The sequence below is a fragment of the Albimonas marina genome (assembly GCF_029223255.1).
Lineage (GTDB): Bacteria > Pseudomonadota > Alphaproteobacteria > Rhodobacterales > Rhodobacteraceae > Albimonas.
In genome coordinates this window covers 61,270-80,484 of the sequence record NZ_JARHUC010000004.1, presented here as the reverse complement: position 1 = coordinate 80,484, position 19,215 = coordinate 61,270, and the positions used below count along the sequence as shown (strand labels likewise).

Here is a 19,215-nt window from a genome sequence, read left to right as displayed (position 1 = left end):
TCGAGTCCTCGAAAGAAATTGGGAGCCGCCCCGACGCGGCCCCGACACGGGAGGATGTCATGTTCAGATCATTTCGCGCCGCCGGCGCCGTCGTTTCGCTCGCCCTCGCGGGCCTGGCCGCGCCCGCGCTGGCCCAGGACTGCGAGCCGTCGCAGTGGGGGGCCGAGGACGAGATCGGCTCGGCCAACCTGGTCACCGAGGAGCGGGTGAAGCTCGCCGCCGAGCTGATCAAGCAGGGCAAGACCCGGCCGCTGGGGATCGTGATCGACGCCAACACCCCCGCCTATCCGCCCCGCGGCGTCAGCCTGCAGGTCGTGCAGCCCAACCACACCGGCGGCAAGGCCATCGACCTGGGCTATCCGGCGGTGGCCAACGACGACCTGGCGCAGCTGTGGTTCGGCGTGGGCAGCCAGCTCGACGGGCTGGGGCACTTCGGGGTCGGCGGCACCTTCTACAACTGCAACGACTGGGCCGACTTCGCCCCGATCACCGGCCTGACCAAGATGGGCACCCACAACGTGCCGCCGCTGGTCGGGCGCGCCGTGATCGTCGACATGGCCGCGCATGGCGGGGTCGAGTTCCTCGAGGGCGGTCACGCCATCTCGCTCGCCGACTTCCAGGAGGCGGTCGAGCAGCAGGGGGTCGAGATCCGCGAAGGCGACATCGTCATGATCCACACCGGCTGGACCGAGGCGAAGCTGGAGAGCGCCCCGCAGGAGTGGGGCTCGGTCGAGCCGGGCATCCTGCCCGACGTGGCCGAGTTCCTGGCCGAGCGGAACGTGATGGCCGTGGGCGCCGACACCTGGGGCCTCGACGTGGTGCCCGCGCCCGAGGGCGGGAAGCTGTTCTACGCCCACGCCGTCCTGCTGAAGGACAACGGGATCTACATCCTCGAGACCATGAACGTGGGTCCGGTGCTGGACGACGGGGTCAATGAGTTCATGTTCGTGCTCGGCCAGGCCCGCGTCCGCGGCGCGGTGCAGATGATCATCAACCCGGTGGCGCTCTACTGATCGCCCGCCCGGCGCCTTAGGCGCCCGGGACAAGCTCGACGGACGGCCCGCGCGGCCGTCCGTTTCCGTTCGGGGATCTCTCCCCGGCCGTGCTCCCCGGCCGCTCCCCCGCCCGCTCCCTCGAACGTGACGCGCGCCGGGGCCCGCGGCGGGATAGAAGACGCGCCGCGCTGCATTCTTCGCCGAGGTCGCCCATGCCGCCCGCCCCGCCCCCGGACATCGCCTTCCGGCGCCTGACCGAGGTTCCGCCCGAGACGCTGCTCGCCCAGATGTCCGACCCGCGGGTCGCGGCGCACCTGCCGCTCGCCCCGCCGGCCTGGGACCTCGCCGGGATCGCGGCGCTGGTGGCGGCGAAGGAGGCGTGCTGGGCCCGCGACGGGCTGGGCCACTGGGCGATCTTCCAGGGCGGGGCCTATGTCGGCTGGGGCGGGTTCCAGAAGGAAGGGGACGAGTGGGACTTCGGCCTGGTGCTGACGGCGGAAGCCTTCGGCCAGGGCCTGCGGATCGCGGCCGCCGCTCTCGCCCTCGCGCGGGCCGATCCGCGGATCCCCTACGTGACCTTCCTGCTGCCGCTGTCGCGGCTGAGGCTCGGGGCGCTGGCGCGGCTCGGCGCCCGGCCGCTGGGCGTGGTCGAGCATGAGGGCGTGGCGTTCCGCAAGTTCCGCCTCGACACGCCCGCGGACTGAGCGACGCCGCTCAATGCCGCCCGCGGCGCAGCCGGATCGCGGCGGCGCGGGCGGCGTGCAGCGGCAGGGCGGCGGCCTCGTGGACGCGGTAGACGGCGCCGCGTCGGCCGGTCGGGGCGGCGCAGGGGGCGCCGGCCGCGGGCATCCCCAGCAAGCGGAACACCGCCAGCGCGCGGGGCATGTGCACCCGGTCGGTGACCAGCACCGCCCGCCGCACCCCGGCCGCGCGCAGGATCGGGATTGCGAACCGGGCGTTCTCCAGCGTGTCGCGGGCCCGGTCCTCGACCAGGATCGCGGCCTCGGGCACGCCCCGCTCGACCAGCGCCCGGCGCATCGCCTCGGCCTCCGAGACGCCGCCGCGCGCCGGCCCGCCGCTGACCAGCGCCCAGGGGGCGCGGCCGGCGGCGAAGAGGCGGGCGGCGGTCTCGATCCGCCGCGTCAGCGCGGGGCTGGGCCGGCCGTCGGGGCGCAGGGCCGCGCCGAGGACGACCAGCGCCTCGGTCATCGCGAGGTCAGCCGCCGGGGAAGGGCGAGGGGCCGACGAGGCCGTGGATCAGGCCGATGACCACGTAGACCACGACGGTGATGCCCACCAGGATCAGGTCCTTCTTCCGCGGCGCCGGCGCGGGCTTCACCCAGGCCCCGTCGCGGGCGTTGGTCGCGAAGATCGCCACGATCGCCCAGAGCCCGAGGCTGCCGAACAGCACCACCGAGGCGAGATCCCCGTTCACCACCAGGTGCGCCAGCGACCACACGATCACCGACAGCAGCATCGGGTGGCGCACATGCCGCTTCACGTTGCCCTTGGAGTGCGAGGCGCCCAGCAGGAACACCGAGACCAGCATCAGCAGGTCGGTCAGATGCATGCCCCAGGCCGGCGGGAACCAGACGTTCACGAACTCCGCGCCGCGGTAGCCGATCACCATCAGCACGATCGAGCCGAGGATCAGCAGGGAATAGACGCCCTTGTAGGGCCCCTCCCCCAGCTTCGCGACCATCGCGTCGCGCGTGGGCTTGGCCACGAGCGGAAAGGTGTGCACGACCCACCACAGGATCAGGCCGAGGATCAGAAGCGTCATGGCGGGCTCCCTGCGGCTGCGCCGCGGTTGGCTTGGCTGGGGTCCGGGGGCGGCGGCTCCGCCCGCGGTCGGATGCGGTCAGACGCCCAGCCAGCGGTCCCGAAGCTCGGGCGTCAGCTGGGCGGGGGCGCCCGTCCAGACGCTGCGGCCCTTCTCGAGGATCACGCAGCGGTCGGCGACGGGCAGCAGCTCCTTCAGGCTCTTGTCCACCACCAGCAGCGCCTGGCCGGCGCGCTTCAGCGCATGGACGGCGGCCCAGATCTCCTGGCGGATCACCGGGGCCAGGCCCTCGGTCGCCTCATCGAGGATCAGCAGGCGGGGGTTGGTCATCAGCGCCCGCCCGATGGCGAGCATCTGCTGCTCCCCGCCCGAGAGGGTGCGCGCCGACTGGCGGCGGCGCTCGGCAAGGCGGGGGAACAGGCCCTCGACCCGCGCCCGGTCCCAGGGGCCGGGGCGGGCGGTGGCGGTCAGGTTCTCCTCGACCGAGAGGTTGGGGAAGCAGCGCCGCCCCTCGGGCGCGAGGCCGAGGCCGAGGCGCGCGGCGCGATGCGCCGGCAGGCCCGCCAGGTCTTGCCCGTCCAGGCGCACGCGGCCCCGCCTGGGCGGCGTCAGGCGGCAGATCGAGCGGATGGTGGTGGTCTTGCCCATCCCATTGCGCCCCATCAGGGCCACGGCCTCGCCGGCCGCGACCGAGAGGTCGACGCCGAACAGGGCCTGGGAGGGGCCGTAGAAGGTCTCGATGGCCTCGACGTCCAGCATGGGGGGCCTTCGGGCGGGAGGAGCTGCGTGCGGACCCTAGCGGAGCCGCGCAAGCCTGCGCAACGGGCGCCGGGCGGGGCTGCGGCGCCGCGCCATCACGGCCCCGTGGGCGCGTCGGCCGGGTGCGGGCGTGCGCCCCGGCTCCGCCCCCCCGACCCTGCCGTTGCGAAACCCGCGCCGAAGCCCCGCCGCGCGCGGCGTCGCCGCCGCTCCCGCCCTGCCGCTCCCTCCGTCCCGCGCGCCCCCGGCCCGCCCCCGGCGCCCGGCGGGAGGGAGGGCGCGAAGCGGTCCCCGCCGCCCGGCTTCGGGCGGCGGCGGAGGCCCCGGGCCTCCGCGCGCGCCCTCGGGCGCGCGGGACCGCGGGGGCCGCGGCCTGCGCCCGGCCACGGCGCGACCGGCGGAAGCGCGCCCGGCGAAGGCGCCGCTTGGCATCGGGGCGGCGGGCCTCTACCTCTGGCCCCCGCCCACCGGAGGATCGTCCATGCCCCTCGCCGACGACGAGCTCGAGCGCTACGCCCGCCACATCGTGCTGCACGAGATCGGCGGCCCCGGCCAGCAGGCCCTGATCGCCGCGCGGGTCGCGGTGGTGGGCGCCGGCGGGCTGGGCTCGCCCGCGCTGCTCTACCTCGCGGCGGCGGGGGTGGGAGAGATCACCGTGATCGACGACGACCGCGTGTCGCTGTCGAACCTCCAGCGCCAGGTCCTGCACCGCGACCGCGACGTGGGCCGCCCCAAGGTCGAGAGCGCGGTCGAGACGCTGGGCGCCCTGAACCCCTCGGTGAAGGTGACGGCCCGCGACGTCCGCCTCGACGCCGCCAACGCGCAGGAGATCCTGGCCGGCCAAGACCTGGTGCTCGACGGCTGCGACGGGTTCGAGACGCGCCGCCTTGTCAACGAGACCTGCGCCGCCCTGCGCATCCCGCTGGTCTCGGGCGCCATCGGGCGGTGGGAGGGGCAGGTGTCGGTGTTCCGCCCCTGGCTGGGCGGGCCCTGCTACGCCTGCCTGTTCCCCGAGGCGCCGTCCCCCGACCAGGTCCCCGCCTGCGCCGAGGCCGGCGTGCTGGGGGCGCTGGCGGGCATGATCGGCTCGCTGATGGCCTCCGAGGCGGTGAAGCTGATCGTGGGGGCGGGCGAGCCGCTGGACGGCCGCCTGCTGCTGTGGGACGCGCTCGACGCCGAGGCGCGCACCATCCGCGTGAAGAAGCGCGCCGGCTGCCCTGTATGCGGGGTGGAGGACTGAGCGGATCCGGGAGGAGGGGCCGCGCCGGGCCTCAGCTCCACTCGTCGTAGTCGGGATCGCGGGCGGTCATGCGCGCGCGGCGCAGGGCGGCCACGTCGCGCCCGTCGCCCCGGCTGATCGGCGGGCTGCGGCGGCGCGGGCGGCGGGCGCCGCCGGTGCTGCGGCCGTTCAGGATCACGTAGACGAAGAACACCACCACGACGCCCGAGAAGATCAGGCCGACCTCGCCGGTGTAGACGTAGGTCATGGCGCCGTCGAGGAAGGGAATCCCGTCGCCCGCGCCGCCCGGCGCGGCGCTCACGCCGCCTCCCGTCAACTGCGACAGCGACGACGCCATCCGTCGTCCCCCCTGTTCGGCCGAGGTCCGCCGCGCCCCGTGCGGGCGCGAATCGAACGTCGGATTCCGCATTCGTTCAGTATTTGCCAAAATCTTGGACAGTCAAGATCGAAGGCAGGGACTGTTTCTCGCCCGAGTCGTTCAGTTCATGTTCAGAAAGGCGAAGACGTCGCCCTGCCCGCGGAACGGGCGCCCCCGCCCGCCCGCTCGCCCCAGGCCTGAACGCCGACGGCCCGCCCCGGGGTCTCCGGGACGGGCCGTGGTTGCGGACGCTGGGCGGCGGCGCGGGGCCGCCGGCGGGTCAGAGCATCGCCGGGACCACCAGGTCCGGCGGCCGGTGGCCGTCGGCGAAGGTCTTGATGTTGATGATCACCTTCTCGCCCATCTCGATGCGCCCCTCCTCGGTGGCCGAGCCCATGTGGGGCAGCAGCAGCACGTTGGGCAGGCCGCGGAGCTTGGGGTTCACCGCCGGCTCGCGCTCGAACACGTCGAGCGCGGCGCCGCCCAGCTCGCCCGCCTGGAGCATCCGGGCCAGCGCGTTCTCGTCGATCACCTCCCCGCGGGAGGTGTTCACGATCACCGCGTCCGGCTTCATCAGCTTCAGCCGGCGGGCGTTCAGCAGGTGGTAGGTGCCGGGCGTGTGGGGGCAGTGGATCGACAGGAAGTCGACCCGCGCCAGCATCTGGTCGAGGCTCTCCCACCAGCGGGCGTTCAGCTCGGCCTCGGTCTGCTGATGCAGGCGGCGGCGGTTGTTGTAGTGCACCTCGAGGCCGAAGGCCGAGGCGCGCCGCGCCACCGCCTGGCCGATGCGCCCCATCCCGAGGATGCCCAGCCGCTTGCCGGTGATGCGCTTGCCCAGCATCCAGGTGGGGGACCAGCCGGTCCAGACCTCCTCGGCCTCCATCAGCTTGGCGCCCTCCTGCAGGCGGCGCGGCACCGCCAGCAGCATGGCCATGGTCATGTCGGCGGTGTCGTCCGACAGCACGCCGGGGGTGTTGGAGACCTGCACCCCGCGCCGGCGGGCCGTCTCGACGTCGATATGGTCGACGCCGGCGCCGTAGTTGGCGATCAGGCGCAGGTTGGGGCCGGCCTGGCCCAGCAGGCCCGCGTCGATCTTGTCGCCCAGCGTGGGCACCAGGACGTCGGCGCGCTGCACCGCGGCGACCAGCGCCTCGCGCGAGAGCGGCGCGTCGTCGAGGTTCAGCTCCACGTCGAACAGCTCGCCCATCCTCGCCTCGACGACGTCGGGAAGCTTGCGGGTCACGACCACCTTCGGGCGGCCGCCGGGAAAGGGGGAGGGACGGGCGTCTGTGGACATGGGCGAAGGCTTCTCCTGGCCGCGAGGATGCGGTAGCCTTAGCGAAAAGGTCCCCTCGGGTCCACGGGCGCCGAGACGCGGGCGCGAAAAGAAAATGCGGAAGGCGCGGCGATGGCGCAACGATCTGTCGCAAGCGTTTCGCGCACCGCCGCCGGCCGAAGGGGTCCGCGGCGCATGAGGCACGGGGGCGGAGCAGGCTTCCGATGACGATGAAGACGCCGGCGCGCCGAGGCGCGCGGATGACGGAAACGGCCGGCGCGCGCGCCGCGGCGGCGCGCGCGGGCGCGCTCGGCTGCGTTCTGGCCTGCGCGCTGGCGATGCTCGCGGCCCCGGCCGGCGCGGCGGCGGCCGCGGACGAGGGCGCCGAGCCCTCCGCCCGGAGCGCGCCGGAGAGCGGGGCCGAGACCGCCTCGGTCCGCGTCGGCGCCGAGGGCCTGGGGCCGATCACCGGCCTGCCGATGCCCCGCTTCGTGTCCCTGAAGGCCACCAAGGCCAACGTCCGCCGCGGCCCCGGCATGACACACCGGGTCGACTGGGTGTTCGTGCGCCAGGGGATGCCGCTGGAGGTGATCGGCGAATACGGCCACTGGCGGCGCGTGCGCGACCCCGAGGGCGCCTCGGGCTGGGTGCACTACTCGATGATCCGCGGCAACCGCACCGCGCTGGTGGTCGCCGAGACCACCGACCTGCGCCTCGAACCCTCCCCCGCCGCCGCCGTCTCCGCCCGCGCCGAGCGCGGCGTGGTCTTCGAGATCGAGGCCTGCGAGCGCGACTGGTGCGAGGTCGAGAAGGACGGCGTCGACGGCTGGGCCGCCAAGGCGGACCTCTGGGGCGTGGGCCCGGAAGAGATCTTCGACTGAGCGGCGCGGCGTGTGGGTCGTTTGGGCCGACGTGTGGGTCGTTTGGGCCGACGGGCTCCGCCGGTGCGAACCCGCCGAGGCTCGACCGCAGGTTCGCGGCCCGTCGGCCAATGAAGAGGGCATGCCCGCGAGCCGCGTTGGTCCGCTATGCGGACTTTCCTGACATTCGGACGAGGAAAGTCTGCTGACGCGACCGGCCCATTGGAGACCTTTGCCTTCAGACGAAGGCTGCCCTGCAGTGTCACCGAAGCCGTCGTTCGTTCGTCGCGCAGCACGACGGGCCTGGAGAACGTCGGCTAAGCGGACATTCCAGACCTTCGGTCGATCGGCCCTCTTGAGCATAGCTGGCCCGTGGCACACATCAGGCTGAATATCTTGATGTTGCGATCGCTCTATGCACTGCTACTGCTCGCCGCGAGTGTGGAATTTCACTATGTTGCGATCAGTTGCGCTATCTGTGTATTCCGCTGATCTTGCCACAAAGTTAGCTTGTTGAAGCTCTCTACGCGGCTTCGATATTCATTCTTGGCCGTGTCGGTTGACACACCAAGTTCTTCAAGCAAGCTATCTAGCTCCTCGCGCGTGAGTTGCTTCTCGCGACGCGCCTGCAATGTCTGATCAGTCATCTGCTCCTCCCTTACCGCCTACGCTCAAAGAACCGGCTGTTCAAGCTCGGGTCAAAGAAGTGCTTGCGCTTTATCCAAACCAAACCTTCGCTTCGCGTGATGGCCGCGACATCAACAGGGCCACCCACTGTTTCCGAAGGCTTGGTTACCTTTTCTTTCAAGGATTGCAGATTTATCAAGGTCTCCGCAAGCTCCGCCATCTCGTCCACGGGCAGGACTCCCAGAACACGACGCAGCGGAAACGAGTGCTCAGCTCTAGCATAATCGAAGATCTTATCCTTCGAGCTCGCGAGTCGTTCACCGATTAGCTCATTGATCTTCGCATCTGGAACTGTGCCGCCAGCCAATTCATTTATGTTGTTAGAAATTACCTTCAGCTCCGCAGCGAATGTTTCCTGCATCTTGGCAAAAACATCAAAACTAAGACCGATCTCGAACGTATCCGTCATGGAGCTTTGTGCAAAAGCAGACAGAACTGCAGGGATATCATGAGTAACTTTCTCGACCTTTTTCCCAGACGCAATAAATTTGGTGCCCCAAAGCTTGCATCGCGAATACGATACCAACTCGGGAAATACAGAGTGATCTCCAAATCCCGCAAATATCAAGCCAGTATAATTGTTTTCGCGGGCCAACGTATTGAGTGCCTGTTTTGCGGCCTCCTCAATGACTTTATCGCGGGTCGCTTCATCTATGTTATCAGTTTTCGCGAATCCAACCCACTTGTCGAACTCACTTACAAAATCATTTTTTGAAGTGATCGTAAGTTCTTCAATCTCTTCATCGCTAAGCTCTGAATCTTGGACGGACGTTCTCTCGTTTTCTATGTAGACATCAACCCACGGTGCAAAATCAAGAGCATCATCTTCTTGGCGTTGTTCATTGAAACTGATAATAATTCGAATTATGGAGCTGCCAACCTGTTGTGCAAAGCCAGAACGCCGGATGTCGTCGGGAAACAGTCTTTGGGAAGCGTTGACCCACTCGATAAATTCGTCAGCGAAGCCCTCAACGGAATTGAAGGACTTATCTGCCAGTTCCTTCCTAAACTGTTTGATCGTGACTTCCCAAGGGACACTCAATAGGCTAGCCGAATTGTAGATCATCAGGCCAATTGAATGGGCCTCAGAAAGCTGGAAAATCTTGTTCGCGCCCTTGAAGTAGCGCCTTTCGGCACCGTTTTGGCCATAGTATTCAACGGTCGTCGCACTATCGGCAGCCAGAACCACCGACAGGCTGTTCATCAAGCATACTTCCGAGGTCATTCGGCACCACCCCCCCACATAATGGACCGCCCGAGCCGATGGCGACAATATGTCGAAGTCAAGCCCAGATATCTATAGAAATTGACGCGGCCAGGCCTCCTACATGGTTTCGGCGGACGTTGAAAGACTGCTAACCCCTGTGGAGGCACTGCATTTGCTAGAGCAGCGAAGGTCCTTGTCCGCACTCCTGTAGAAGGCTGTAGGTCGTCCGCCGCAGTGTGCCAGACGGTCTGCTTTCGCGGGCTACGGCGGCCTACCTTGCGTCTGCAGCGAACCTCCGCTTCCCGCCCCTTTCGCCTGACACTGCCTGACGAGGGCATGTCCGGCAAGGGCTCGAAGCGGACCAATACCCTTTCCCGCCATGCCCAATGAAAAAGCGCCCCGCGGGGCGCTCTCCGATCCTCGGCTCACAGGCCAGCCCTCAACGAGCGCGGAGGCGGATCACCACGTCGACCTTGGAGATCTCGGTCCCCTCGGGGGCGTCGGGCAGCTGCTCGATGCGCACCGAGTCCCGGGGCGCGTCGGTCAGGCGGCCGTCGGCCTCCCAGTAGAAATGGGGGTGATCCTCGATCCGGGTGTCGTAGTAGCTGCGCGCGCCGTCGACCGTGATCTCGGCCATCAGGCCGGCCTCGGTGAAGCTGCGCAGGGTGTTGTAGACCGTGGCCAGGCTGACGGGGTCGCCGGCGGAGCGCGCGGCTTCGTGCAGGCTCTCGGCGGTGACGTGGCGGTCCCGGCCGTCGCCCTTCAGAAGCAGCGCAAGCGTCCGCCGCTGGCGGGTCGGGCGAAGCCCGGCCTTCGCCAGCCAGCTCGCGGCGCGGGTGCGCGCCTCGGGTCCGCTTGCGGTCGATAGACTGTCCATGACCGCGTTGAATACAGCCCGAAAGCGTCGGATTTCAAGAGAGTCATGGACGCGGGCGCCGCCGCAGGCCGCCCCGGCGCTTGCTTCGTGCTCCGCGCCGGTGCTAGGGGAGCGCGATGATGGCGAGAGGGATGCGCAGGGGGCGCACGACCAGGGCATGAGCAGCGAACGCGCGAACAGCTATGACCACGACGGCCTGATGGCCTGCGCCCGGGGCGAACTTTTCGGCCCCGGCAACGCCCAGCTTCCGGCCCCGCCGATGCTCATGATCTCCCGCATCACCTCGATCACCGAGGATGGCGGAGAGCATGGCAAGGGCCAGGTGATCGCCGAGTTCGACGTCACCCCGGACCTGTGGTTCTTCCAGTGCCACTTCCTGGGCGACCCGGTGATGCCGGGCTGCCTGGGGCTCGACGCCCTGTGGCAGCTGACCGGCTTCTACCTGGGCTGGCGCGGGATGCTGGGCCGCGGCCGCGCCCTGGGCGTGGGCGAGGTGAAGCTGACCCACATGGTCACGCCCGAGACCAAGCGCCTGCGCTACGAAGTGAACATGAAGCGCGTGATCGACCGCCGTCTGAAGATGGGCATCGCCGACGGGGTGGTTCTCGCCGACGGAAACCCCACCTACGCGGTGAGCGACATGCGCGTGGGACTGTTTCAGGACAGCTGAGTCCGAACGCCGCCGGGGCCCGCCCGGGCCTTCGGCGCGCGGCCGCGGGAGGATCCCGCCAGGCCGCGCCGCGCGCGAGGATCGAGGCACAGGGAGGCCGCTGAATATGCGCCGCGTCGTGATCACCGGACTGGGGATCGTCTCCTCCATCGGCAACTCCGCCCAGGAGGTGCTGGCCAGCCTGCGCGAGGGCAAGTCCGGCATCGTCAAGGCCGACGACTACGCCGAGCACGGCTTCCGCAGCCAGGTGCACGGGGCCCCGCAGATCGACCTGACCGAGGCCGTGGACAAGCGCAACCTGCGCTTCATGGGCGACGGCGCGGCCTACAACTTCGTGGCCATGCAGCAGGCGATCGCGGACAGCGGGCTCGAGCCCTCGGACGTCTCCAACCCGCGCACCGGGCTGGTGATGGGGTCCGGCGGGCCGTCCACCAAGAACCTGTTCCAGGCCCACAAGATCGTCATCGAGAAGGGCTCGCCCAAGCGGATGGGGCCGTTCATGGTCACCCGCGGGATGAGCTCGACGAACTCCGCCTGCCTCGCGACCCCGTTCGGGATCAAGGGGATCAACTACTCGATCACCTCGGCCTGCTCGACGTCCGCGCATTGCATCGGGTCGGGGACCGAGCAGATCCAGTGGGGCAAGCAGGACGTGGTCTTCGCCGGCGGCGGCGAGGAGCTGGACTGGACCCTGTCGTGCCTGTTCGACGCCATGGGCGCGATGAGCTCGAAGTACAACGACGCGCCGGCCACCGCCTCCCGTCCCTTCGACGCCACCCGCGACGGCTTCGTGATCGCCGGCGGCGCCGGGGTGGTCGTGCTCGAGGAACTCGAGCACGCCAAGGCCCGCGGCGCGAAGATCTACGCCGAGGTCACCGGCTACGGCGCGACCTCCGACGGCTACGACATGGTCGCCCCCTCGGGCGAGGGCGGGGAGCGCTCGATGCGCCTCGCGCTCGAGACCCTTGGCGACCGCAAGGTGCAGTACGTGAACGCGCACGGCACCTCGACGCCGGCGGGCGACGTGGTGGAGATCAAGGCCATGCGCCGGGTCTTCGGCGACGACATGCCGGTCACCTCGTCCACCAAGTCGCTGACCGGCCACTCGCTGGGCGCGACCGGCGTGCAGGAGGCGATCTACTCCCTCCTGATGCTGCAGAACGACTTCATCGCCGCCTCGGCCAACATCACCCAGCTCGACCCCGAGCTGGACCCGGCCGAGATCGCGATGGAGCGCGTGGACAATGCGGGGCTCGACACGATCCTGTCGAACTCCTTCGGCTTCGGGGGCACCAACGCGACGCTCGCCCTCAGCCGGTATCACGGCTGAGGACGGGGGAAGAGCGATGCCTGCATCCGAGACCACGGTGGGCCCGCGCGGCTCGCTCAGCAACCTCATGGCGGGCAAGCGCGGCCTGGTGATGGGGGTCGCCAACGACCACTCCATCGCCTGGGGCGTGGCCAAGACCCTGCACGAACACGGCGCGGAGCTGGCCTTCACCTACCAGGGCGAGAACTTCGGCCGCCGGGTGAAGCCGCTGGCCGACAGCGTGGGCGCCGAGCTTCTGCTGCCCGCCGACGTGCAGGACGAGGCGAGCCTCGAGAGCGTGTGCGAGGCGCTGGACAAGTCCTGGGGCCGGGTGGATTTCCTGATCCACGCCATCGCCTTCTCGGACAAGAACGAGCTGCAGGGCCGCTTCGCCGACACCACGCGGGCGAACTTCCTGAAGTCGCTGGACATCTCCTGCTACAGCCTCGTGGACATGAGCCGGCGGATCCTGCCGCTGATGTCGAACGGCGGCTCCATCGTGACCATGTCCTACCTGGGCGCGCAGCGGATCATGCCGAACTACAACGTCATGGGCGTCGCCAAGGCCGCGCTCGAGGCGTCGGTGCGCTACCTCGCCAACGACCTGGGCCCCGAGGGCATCCGCGTGAACGCCCTGTCGCCGGGGCCGATGCGCACGCTGGCGGGTTCGGCCGTGGGCGGCGCGCGGCGGGTCTACAAGACCGTCGCCGACAACTCGCCGATGCGGGCCAACGCCACGCTGGAGCATATCGGCGGCACCGCCATGTGGCTCTGCTCGGACTACGGCGCCTCGACCACCGGCGAGGTGATCTTCGTCGACGGCGGCTACCACGCCATCGGCATGCCCCACCTCGAGAACCTGCCGAAGGTCGAGAGCTGAGGCGCAGCCGCCTTCCGGATCGTCGCGGCCGCCCCCCGGGGCGGCCGTTTTCGTTCCGGCCCTCCGGTCCGGGCGTCGCCACGGCGCCCCTCCTCCGGTCGAGGCGCCGCAACGGCGCCCGGGCGCGGCCTTGCCCCGGCCCGGGCGCCGGGCAAGGCTCCGGAGCCCGCCGAAGGAGCCCGCCCGGATGACCCGCCCCCGCCCCGCCGTTCCCGGCGCCGACCGCGTGCCGCTCGCCGTCGGCGTCATCGTGCTGACCGCGGCGGCGCTGTCGCTTGGGGGACGCGCTGATCAAGCTGACCAGCGACGGGTTCGCGATCTGGCAGATCTTCGTCCTGCGCTCGCTGATCGCCCTGCCGGCGCTGCTGGCGATCCTGCTGGCGCGGGGCCGGGGACGGCCGCGTGCGCAGGCGGCGCCGGCCTGGACGGCTCTGCGCAGCCTGATGCTGGTGGGGATGTGGGTCAGCTACTACGCGGCCCTTCCGCACCTGGCGCTGTCGGCGGCGGCGGCGGCCTACTACACGGCCCCGATCTTCATCACCCTGTTCGCCGCGGCCGTCGTCGGCGACCGGATCTCGGCGCGCGGCTGGATCGCGGTCGCGCTGGGCTTCGCGGGCGCGGCGCTGATCCTTCGCCCCGCGCCGGGCGACTTCAACCTGCACGCGCTGCTGCCGCTGGTCTCGGCGATGCTCTACGCGGGGGCGATGATCCTGACCCGCACCCGCTGCCGCGGCGAGGATCCGATCCTGCTGTCGCTGGCGCTGAACCTCGGCTTCGTGCTCGTCGGCCTGGTCGCGACCGCGGGGATCGCGCTGCTGCCCGAGGCGGCGCGGCAGGGGTTCCTGCTGGCGCCGTGGTCGGCGATGGGGGCGCGGGAATGGGGGGCGATGGCGCTGCTCGCCGTCGCCATCCTGATCGGCAGCCTGGGCGCGGCCTTCGCCTATCAGAACGCGCCGCCCGCGGTGATCGGGGCCTTCGACTTCACCTACGTCGGATTCGCCGCGCTGTGGGGGCTGGCGGTCTTCGCCGAGACGCCGGACCGCGTCGCCGCGCTGGGCATGGCGCTGATCGTGGGGGCGGGCCTGCTCTCCCTGCGCCGCTGAGCCGGACGGGCTAGGTTCCCCGGGGCTTCGCGCGCGCCGTCGCCTCCGCCTCCCACGGGCGTTCCGGCCAGGGGTGCCTGAGGTAGCGCCCCCGCAGGTCCCGGCGCACGTCGGCCCAGGCTCCGCGCCAGAAGCCAGGCAGGTCCTGCGTGGTGGCCGCCGGCCGGCGCGCGGGCGACAGCAGATCCATCAGCAGCGGCGCGCGCCCCGCCGCCGTGCCGATGCAGGGGTGGACGTCGAGGCCGAAGACCTCCTGCACCCGGACCGAGACCGCCGGCGGCTCGCGCCCGTAGTCGATCGGGCAGCGGGCGCCGGTGGGCGCGGTCCAGGCCGCCGGGGCGGCGGCGTCCAGCGCCTGCCGCGCGGGCCAGTCCAGCCGCCCCTCCAGCGCCGAGACGAGGTCGAGCCCGCCCAGGTCCTCGGCCTTGCGCATGCCGCCCAGCAGGGGCGTCAGCCAGTCGTCCAGCGTCTCCAGCAGCGCGGCGTCGGAGAAGTCCGGCAGGTCGGCGCCATGGGCGCGGGCGAAGGCCACGCGCGACTGCAGGCGGCGGGCCGCGTCGCTCCACGGCAGGGCGCCGAGGCCGAGGTCGCGCACCCCCTGCGCCATCGCCGCGGCGCGGGCCTCGGGCGGGGCCTCGCGCCAGGGGCGGTCCTCCAGCGCCAGCGCGCCCAGCATCCGCCGCCGGCGCGCCAGCACGGCCCGGTCGCGCGGGGACCATTCGCAGACCTCCACCTCCCGCAGGCGGGCGGGGAACAGCGCCTCGAGGTCCGAGAGGGCGAGCGGCGCGGCGCGGCGGATGCGCGCCTCCCGCGGGTCGCCGTCGGTGTCGGCGACGGCGAGGAAGCTCGGCGCGCCGAGACCCGCGTCGGCCGGCAGCGCCGCGCCCTTGCCCCCCGCCGTCAGGTAGCGCGGCAGGTCGCCCGGCTTGCGCTCGGGCCGCTTCATCGCCACCCGGTCGGGATAGGCGCGGGCCGCCAGACGCGCGACCGCGCCGGCCGGCGGCGGCGCGCCGCGCCCGGTCTTCGGCGCGGCGACGCCCAGCGCGCGGGCGGCGGCGCGCGCCAGCCGCTCGGCCGCCTCCCGAAGCGCCTGCACCCGGCCGCGGTCGGCCTCGATCCCGCGCTCGCGCGACAGGCGGCCGGGGTCGCGCAGCGCCTCGATCCGCAGCGCGAGGTCGGCGGGGGCCGAGATCGGCAGGGGGTCCCGCTCCTCCAGCGCCGCCGCAAGCTCCGCGGCCAGCCCGAGGTCCTCGGCCGTCAGCACCATGTGCGCGAGCCGCGGATGCGCCGGCATCGCCGCCATGCGCCGGCCGTGGGCGGTGGGCAGGCCCGCGTCGTCCAGCGCCTCCAGCCCCTGCAGCAGGGCGCGCGCCTCGGCGAGCGCGGGGGCGGGGGGCGGATCGAGGAAAGGCAGGTCCTCGGGCGCCGCGCCCCAGACCGCGAGCTCCAGCGCCAGGGCCGCGAGGTCCGCCTCCAAGATCTCCGGCGGCGGATGGGCGGCGAGCGCGCCCTCCTCGCCCTTGGTCCACAGGCGATAGCACACGCCCGGCTCCAGGCGGCCGGCGCGGCCACGACGCTGCTCGGCCTCGGCCCGGGTGACGGGAGTGGTGACCAGCCGCGACATGCCCGAGGCGGGGTCGAAGCGGGCGCGGCGGGCGAGGCCGGCGTCGACCACCACCCGCACGCCCTCCACCGTCAGCGAGGTCTCGGCGATGGCGGTGGCCAGCACCAGCTTGCGCCGCCCTTTCGGCGAGGGCGCCAGCGCCGCCCGCTGCGCCGAAAGCGGCATCGAGCCGTGGATCTTGCGGATGTCCACGTCCGCGGGGAGGCGGCCGGAGAGGCGGGAGGCGGTGCGCTCGATCTCCCCCACGCCGGGCAGGAAGGCGAGCGCCGAGCCGCCCTCCGCCTCCATCGCCGTGACGATCAGGTCGGCCATGGCGTCCTCGACCCGCGGGCCGCGGCGCCCGGCGGGGGCGCGCCAGGGTTTTTCCAGCCAGCGGGTCTCGACCGGGTGGGCGCGGCCCTCGGAGGAGATGACGGGAGCGTCCATAAGGGCCGACAGCCGCTCCGTCTCCAGCGTCGCGGACATGGCCACGATGCGCAGGTCGGGGCGCAAGGCGGCCTGCGCTTCCAGCGTCAGGGCGAGGCCGAGGTCGGCGGTCAGGGCGCGCTCGTGGATCTCGTCGAAGAGGACGGCGGCGACGCCGGGCAGCTCGGGGTCCGATTGCAGCATCCGGGTCAGCACGCCCTCGGTCACCACCTCGATGCGGGCGCCGGGGCGCGAGTCGCCGCGGATGCGGTAGCCCACCTGCCCGCCGGGGGTCTCGCCCAGCAGCTCGGCCATGCGCTCGGCGGCGGCGCGGGCGGCGACGCGGCGGGGTTCGAGGACGACGATGCGGCCGGCGGCGGCCCAGGGCTCGGCCGCGAGCGCCAGGGGGACCAGCGTGGTCTTGCCCGCGCCCGGCGGCGCCTGGAGGACGGCCCGCGCCCCCGTCTCCCCCGCCTGCGCCAGCGCCGCGCGCAGGGCCGGCAACGCCGCCTCCGCCGGCAGGCCCTGGGAGGGCACGCCGGGAGCGATGTCGGGCGCGGAGGGGCGGTCGGTCATGGGCGAGGAGGGGCAGGCTGCGGGGAGGGCGGAGAGCGGAGAGCGGCCCTGCCTACCCCCCGCGCGCCGCCCTGTCACGCGCCGCCCGGACGGCCGGGGGCGCGGCGGCGACGGGAGGCGGCGCGATAGTGGGAAGACCGGAGGAGGAGCGGCGCGGCGGCCGCTCGGCCTGGCGCTTCCGCGGCGGATCCGAGGGAGACCGCGCCGGCCCCGGCCCGCCGCTCGCAGCCCCGTCGCGCGCGCAGGCCGGGAGACGCCGGAGACCGGGCGCCTCGCCGGGCCGCGCCCGCGAACCCGCCGGCCCGCAGCGGGCGACCGCGCGGCGCGGGCGCCCGTTGCGGGGAGCGGGACGGGTCGTCAGTTGGCGACCACCCGCGTCGCCACCGCCAGGCCGTAGCCGGTGCGCGCCTCGAGGCGCATCACCCGCGCCAGCCCGTCGGGGGAGGCGGCGAAGTCGACGGCCACCGGCACCGGCTCCTTGTCGAGATCGCGGGGGCGGAAGCCGGCGACGCGCATCCAGCGGCCCTCGCAGCGCCAGCCGTCGGCCTTCGGGCTCGGCTCGTCCAGCTCGATGCGCGAGCGGCGGCGACCGTCGAAGACCTCGACCGCGCCGTTGCACAGGGTCTCGGGCGGGGTGGGGGTCAGGAACAGGGCGGCGGCGCCGATCGGATCGGTCACGCCCTCCTGCGCGGTCGGGTCGATCTCCCAGTCGCGGGGCTTCCACTCGGGGATCGCCTGCACCGCCTGGGGGCGGCCCGGCGGCGAATAGGCCACGGTCACGCGCTGGGCGTCGCCGCCGAAGCGGGTGGCGAACTCGAAGCGGGTGGGGCGCGGCAGACGCTCGTCGGACAGGCCCTCGCCTTCCGCCTGCAGCCGCGCGCCGAAGAGGGTGTCGATTGTGCGCGACGGGCGCGCCTCGGCGGTGGCCGAGTAGCGCGCGTCGCCCACCGACAGCGCGAAGTCGAGCGAGCCGATGGGCAGCCCGCCGAACCAGACCTCGAACCGTCCGGCGTCGGCGACGGTGGCGGCGACGGCGGAGCCGTGGTCGTAGCGCTCGGCCAGCGGCATCCCCAGGCCCGCCAGCACCGACAGGCACAGCGCCACCACCGCGGTCCCGCCGGCGCGGGAGCGGATCGGCAGGCGGCGGGCCGGCCGGCGGGGCCGCGTCCCGGTCGCGACGGCCGCGGCCTCGGCGGCTTCGGGGGGCGTCTCGGGGGGCGCAGGTTCGCGCGTCATGGTCTGGTCTCCTCGTCATCCCGTTTTGCCGGGCCTGTTCCGGCCCCTTGCGATCGCCCGGCTTGCACGCGCCCGGGGCGGGGCGGCTGGCTGGCGACGTCGGCGATCGGGGGCCCGGCTCGGCGATGGGACTCGGGCGGCAGGGCTTCCGACGCTCCCCATCCATGCGCTAGACACGGGCGGAAGCTAGGCGCGCCGGCGCCGATTTCGTCACAATGACGCGAGGAGCCCCCGCCGCGTGAGCCTGACCGCCCCCTCCGCCGACCCCGCCGACCTGCCCTCCGACCCGCTGGAGGAGGCGAAGCCGGACCCGAAGGCCGAGGCGACCGCCGAGGCGCTGGCCGAGAAGCTGGCCGCCGGCGACCGCCGGGCGCTGGCGCGCGGCGTGACGCTGATCGAATCGACCCGCGCCGACCACCGCCGCGCCGCCGCGGCCCTGGTGCGCCGCCTGCACGCCCTGCCCCGCAAGACCCTGCGCCTCGGCCTCTCGGGCACGCCGGGCGTCGGCAAGTCGACCTTCATCGAGGCCTTCGGCCTGAAGCTGGCGGAGGAGGGCCACAAGCTCGCGGTACTGGCGGTGGACCCGTCCTCGGCGCGCACCGGCGGCTCGATCCTGGGCGACAAGACCCGGATGGAGCAGCTCTCCCGCCACCCCAACGCCTTCATCCGCCCCTCGCCCTCGGGCGCGGCGCTGGGGGGCGTGGCGCGGCGCACGCGCGAGGCGATCCTGCTGTGCGAGGCGGCGGGCTTCGACCTGGTGATGGTCGAGACCGTGGGCGTCGGCCAGTCCGAGACGATGGTCGCCGAGATGACCGACATCTTCCTGCTGCTGATGGCGCCGGCGGGGGGCGACGAGCTGCAGGGGGTCAAGCGCGGGATCATGGAGATCTGCGACATGATCCTGGTGAACAAGGCCGACGGCGACCTGAAGGCCACGGCCGAGCGCACGCGGGCCGACTACGCCTCGGCCCTGCGGCTGCTGCGCGGGCGGCCCCACGATCCGAACGGCTTCCCCAAGGCGACCGCCGTCTCGGCGGTCAGCGGCGCGGGGCTGGAGGCGGCGTGGGAGGAGATCTCGGCGCTCGCCGAATGGCGGCGCGAGACCGGCGTGCTGGAGGAGCGGCGCCGCGAGCAGGCGGTGTCGTGGTTCCGCGCCGAGGTCGAGGAGGCGCTGCTGCGCCGCTTCCGCCGCCACCCCGCCGTGGCCGAGCTGTGGCCGCGGCTGGAGGCGACGGTGGCCGACGGCGCCACGCCCCCCCAGCTCGCCGCCGCCCGGGCGCTGGCGGCCTTCGGGCTGGGCGAGGAGGACTGAGCGCAAGGGGCTCGACCCCGGGCGGGAGGCCGCCGCGCCGGATAGCCTGATTCCAGAG

At 72.2% G+C, this 19,215-nt stretch carries 19 protein-coding genes; 9 read left to right on the top strand and 10 right to left on the bottom strand.

The features are described 5' to 3' along the window. The first annotated feature begins 59 nt into the window (after nt 1-59). On the top strand, nt 60-1,013 hold the full coding sequence (locus P2H44_RS11880) for a cyclase family protein (protein ID WP_275763769.1): 954 nt from the start codon (nt 60-62) through the stop codon (nt 1,011-1,013). 194 nt (nt 1,014-1,207) lie between these two features. Then, nucleotides 1,208-1,699, top strand: coding sequence for a GNAT family N-acetyltransferase (locus P2H44_RS11875; RefSeq protein ID WP_275763768.1), 492 nt, complete (start codon nt 1,208-1,210; stop codon nt 1,697-1,699). Nucleotides 1,700-1,709: 10 nt separating this feature from the next. Here the strand turns inward: P2H44_RS11875 and P2H44_RS11870 are convergent, their stop codons facing one another. The 3 genes from P2H44_RS11870 to P2H44_RS11860 form a co-directional block, all read right to left on the bottom strand. Next, the gene (locus P2H44_RS11870; protein WP_275763767.1) at nt 1,710-2,204 is read right to left on the bottom strand and encodes a YdcF family protein; all 495 of its coding nucleotides are present in this window, start codon (nt 2,202-2,204) and stop codon (nt 1,710-1,712) included. A 7-nt stretch (nt 2,205-2,211) separates the two neighbouring features. Then, nucleotides 2,212-2,778, bottom strand: coding sequence for an NnrU family protein (locus P2H44_RS11865; protein WP_275763766.1), 567 nt, complete (start codon nt 2,776-2,778; stop codon nt 2,212-2,214). A gap of 78 nt (nt 2,779-2,856) precedes the next feature. Further along, entirely contained in the window at nt 2,857-3,537 is a 681-nt protein-coding gene (locus P2H44_RS11860; protein WP_275763765.1) for an ABC transporter ATP-binding protein, read from the bottom strand. Nucleotides 3,538-4,018: 481 nt separating this feature from the next. Here P2H44_RS11860 and P2H44_RS11855 point away from each other — a divergent pair, with 481 nt between their 5' ends. Beyond that, nucleotides 4,019-4,777, top strand: coding sequence for a HesA/MoeB/ThiF family protein (locus P2H44_RS11855; protein WP_275763764.1), 759 nt, complete (start codon nt 4,019-4,021; stop codon nt 4,775-4,777). Between the two features lie 31 nt (nt 4,778-4,808). Here P2H44_RS11855 and P2H44_RS11850 read toward each other — a convergent pair whose 3' ends face one another. Both P2H44_RS11850 and P2H44_RS11845 read right to left on the bottom strand, forming a co-directional pair. Continuing rightward, nucleotides 4,809-5,078, bottom strand: coding sequence for a hypothetical protein (locus tag P2H44_RS11850; protein ID WP_275763763.1), 270 nt, complete (start codon nt 5,076-5,078; stop codon nt 4,809-4,811). A 337-nt stretch (nt 5,079-5,415) separates the two neighbouring features. Continuing rightward, on the bottom strand, nt 5,416-6,432 hold the full coding sequence (locus tag P2H44_RS11845; RefSeq protein ID WP_275763762.1) for a 2-hydroxyacid dehydrogenase: 1,017 nt from the start codon (nt 6,430-6,432) through the stop codon (nt 5,416-5,418). Between the two features lie 239 nt (nt 6,433-6,671). On the opposite strand from P2H44_RS11845, the gene P2H44_RS11840 reads away from it, so the two are divergent. Continuing rightward, the gene (locus P2H44_RS11840; RefSeq protein WP_275763761.1) at nt 6,672-7,292 is read left to right on the top strand and encodes an SH3 domain-containing protein; all 621 of its coding nucleotides are present in this window, start codon (nt 6,672-6,674) and stop codon (nt 7,290-7,292) included. Nucleotides 7,293-7,723: 431 nt separating this feature from the next. Here P2H44_RS11840 and P2H44_RS11835 read toward each other — a convergent pair whose 3' ends face one another. From P2H44_RS11835 to irrA, 3 genes are all read right to left on the bottom strand, one after another. After that, nucleotides 7,724-7,918, bottom strand: a complete 195-nt coding sequence (locus P2H44_RS11835) for a hypothetical protein (RefSeq protein ID WP_275763759.1) — start codon at nt 7,916-7,918, stop codon at nt 7,724-7,726. Nucleotides 7,919-7,929: 11 nt separating this feature from the next. Then, nucleotides 7,930-9,162: a hypothetical protein gene (locus P2H44_RS11830; RefSeq protein ID WP_275763757.1), complete on the bottom strand. Its 1,233-nt coding sequence runs from the start codon at nt 9,160-9,162 to the stop codon at nt 7,930-7,932. Between the two features lie 442 nt (nt 9,163-9,604). Next, on the bottom strand, nt 9,605-10,042 hold the full coding sequence (irrA, locus tag P2H44_RS11825) for an iron response transcriptional regulator IrrA (RefSeq protein WP_275763756.1): 438 nt from the start codon (nt 10,040-10,042) through the stop codon (nt 9,605-9,607). Between the two features lie 157 nt (nt 10,043-10,199). Between irrA and fabA the strand changes: the two genes are divergently transcribed. From fabA to P2H44_RS11805, 4 genes are all read left to right on the top strand, one after another. Then, entirely contained in the window at nt 10,200-10,712 is a 513-nt protein-coding gene (fabA, locus tag P2H44_RS11820; protein WP_275763755.1) for a bifunctional 3-hydroxydecanoyl-ACP dehydratase/trans-2-decenoyl-ACP isomerase, read from the top strand. Between the two features lie 106 nt (nt 10,713-10,818). Further along, nucleotides 10,819-12,042 (top strand): beta-ketoacyl-ACP synthase I, encoded by a 1,224-nt coding sequence (fabB, locus tag P2H44_RS11815; RefSeq protein ID WP_275763754.1) that lies wholly within the window; start codon nt 10,819-10,821, stop codon nt 12,040-12,042. Between the two features lie 16 nt (nt 12,043-12,058). Beyond that, on the top strand, nt 12,059-12,901 hold the full coding sequence (locus P2H44_RS11810) for an enoyl-ACP reductase FabI (protein ID WP_275763752.1): 843 nt from the start codon (nt 12,059-12,061) through the stop codon (nt 12,899-12,901). A gap of 275 nt (nt 12,902-13,176) precedes the next feature. Continuing rightward, the gene (locus P2H44_RS11805) at nt 13,177-14,004 is read left to right on the top strand and encodes a DMT family transporter (protein ID WP_275763750.1); all 828 of its coding nucleotides are present in this window, start codon (nt 13,177-13,179) and stop codon (nt 14,002-14,004) included. A gap of 10 nt (nt 14,005-14,014) precedes the next feature. Here P2H44_RS11805 and hrpB read toward each other — a convergent pair whose 3' ends face one another. Both hrpB and P2H44_RS11795 read right to left on the bottom strand, forming a co-directional pair. Beyond that, nucleotides 14,015-16,609, bottom strand: coding sequence for an ATP-dependent helicase HrpB (gene hrpB / locus P2H44_RS11800; protein ID WP_275763748.1), 2,595 nt, complete (start codon nt 16,607-16,609; stop codon nt 14,015-14,017). 357 nt (nt 16,610-16,966) lie between these two features. Next, a complete protein-coding gene (locus P2H44_RS11795; protein WP_275763747.1) occupies nt 16,967-17,845 on the bottom strand; it encodes a DUF3108 domain-containing protein in 879 nt (292 codons plus the stop codon). A gap of 289 nt (nt 17,846-18,134) precedes the next feature. On the opposite strand from P2H44_RS11795, the gene meaB reads away from it, so the two are divergent. Further along, nucleotides 18,135-19,157 carry a methylmalonyl Co-A mutase-associated GTPase MeaB gene (meaB, locus tag P2H44_RS11790; RefSeq protein WP_275764573.1) on the top strand — a complete coding sequence of 341 codons (1,023 nt, stop codon included), beginning with the start codon at nt 18,135-18,137 and terminating at the stop codon, nt 19,155-19,157. Nucleotides 19,158-19,215: the final 58 nt, after the last annotated feature.

Coding starts and splice junctions, on each gene's coding strand:
- P2H44_RS11880 (WP_275763769.1), top strand. CDS start 60: ATGTTCAGATCATTTCGCGCCGCCGGCGCCGTCGTTTCGCTCGCCCTC.
- P2H44_RS11875 (WP_275763768.1), top strand. CDS start 1,208: ATGCCGCCCGCCCCGCCCCCGGACATCGCCTTCCGGCGCCTGACCGAG.
- P2H44_RS11870 (WP_275763767.1), bottom strand. CDS start 2,204: ATGACCGAGGCGCTGGTCGTCCTCGGCGCGGCCCTGCGCCCCGACGGC.
- P2H44_RS11865 (WP_275763766.1), bottom strand. CDS start 2,778: ATGACGCTTCTGATCCTCGGCCTGATCCTGTGGTGGGTCGTGCACACC.
- P2H44_RS11860 (WP_275763765.1), bottom strand. CDS start 3,537: ATGCTGGACGTCGAGGCCATCGAGACCTTCTACGGCCCCTCCCAGGCC.
- P2H44_RS11855 (WP_275763764.1), top strand. CDS start 4,019: ATGCCCCTCGCCGACGACGAGCTCGAGCGCTACGCCCGCCACATCGTG.
- P2H44_RS11845 (WP_275763762.1), bottom strand. CDS start 6,432: ATGTCCACAGACGCCCGTCCCTCCCCCTTTCCCGGCGGCCGCCCGAAG.
- P2H44_RS11840 (WP_275763761.1), top strand. CDS start 6,672: ATGACGGAAACGGCCGGCGCGCGCGCCGCGGCGGCGCGCGCGGGCGCG.
- P2H44_RS11835 (WP_275763759.1), bottom strand. CDS start 7,918: ATGACTGATCAGACATTGCAGGCGCGTCGCGAGAAGCAACTCACGCGC.
- P2H44_RS11830 (WP_275763757.1), bottom strand. CDS start 9,162: ATGAACAGCCTGTCGGTGGTTCTGGCTGCCGATAGTGCGACGACCGTT.
- irrA (WP_275763756.1), bottom strand. CDS start 10,042: ATGGACAGTCTATCGACCGCAAGCGGACCCGAGGCGCGCACCCGCGCC.
- fabA (WP_275763755.1), top strand. CDS start 10,200: ATGAGCAGCGAACGCGCGAACAGCTATGACCACGACGGCCTGATGGCC.
- fabB (WP_275763754.1), top strand. CDS start 10,819: ATGCGCCGCGTCGTGATCACCGGACTGGGGATCGTCTCCTCCATCGGC.
- P2H44_RS11810 (WP_275763752.1), top strand. CDS start 12,059: ATGCCTGCATCCGAGACCACGGTGGGCCCGCGCGGCTCGCTCAGCAAC.
- hrpB (WP_275763748.1), bottom strand. CDS start 16,609: ATGACCGACCGCCCCTCCGCGCCCGACATCGCTCCCGGCGTGCCCTCC.
- P2H44_RS11795 (WP_275763747.1), bottom strand. CDS start 17,845: ATGACGCGCGAACCTGCGCCCCCCGAGACGCCCCCCGAAGCCGCCGAG.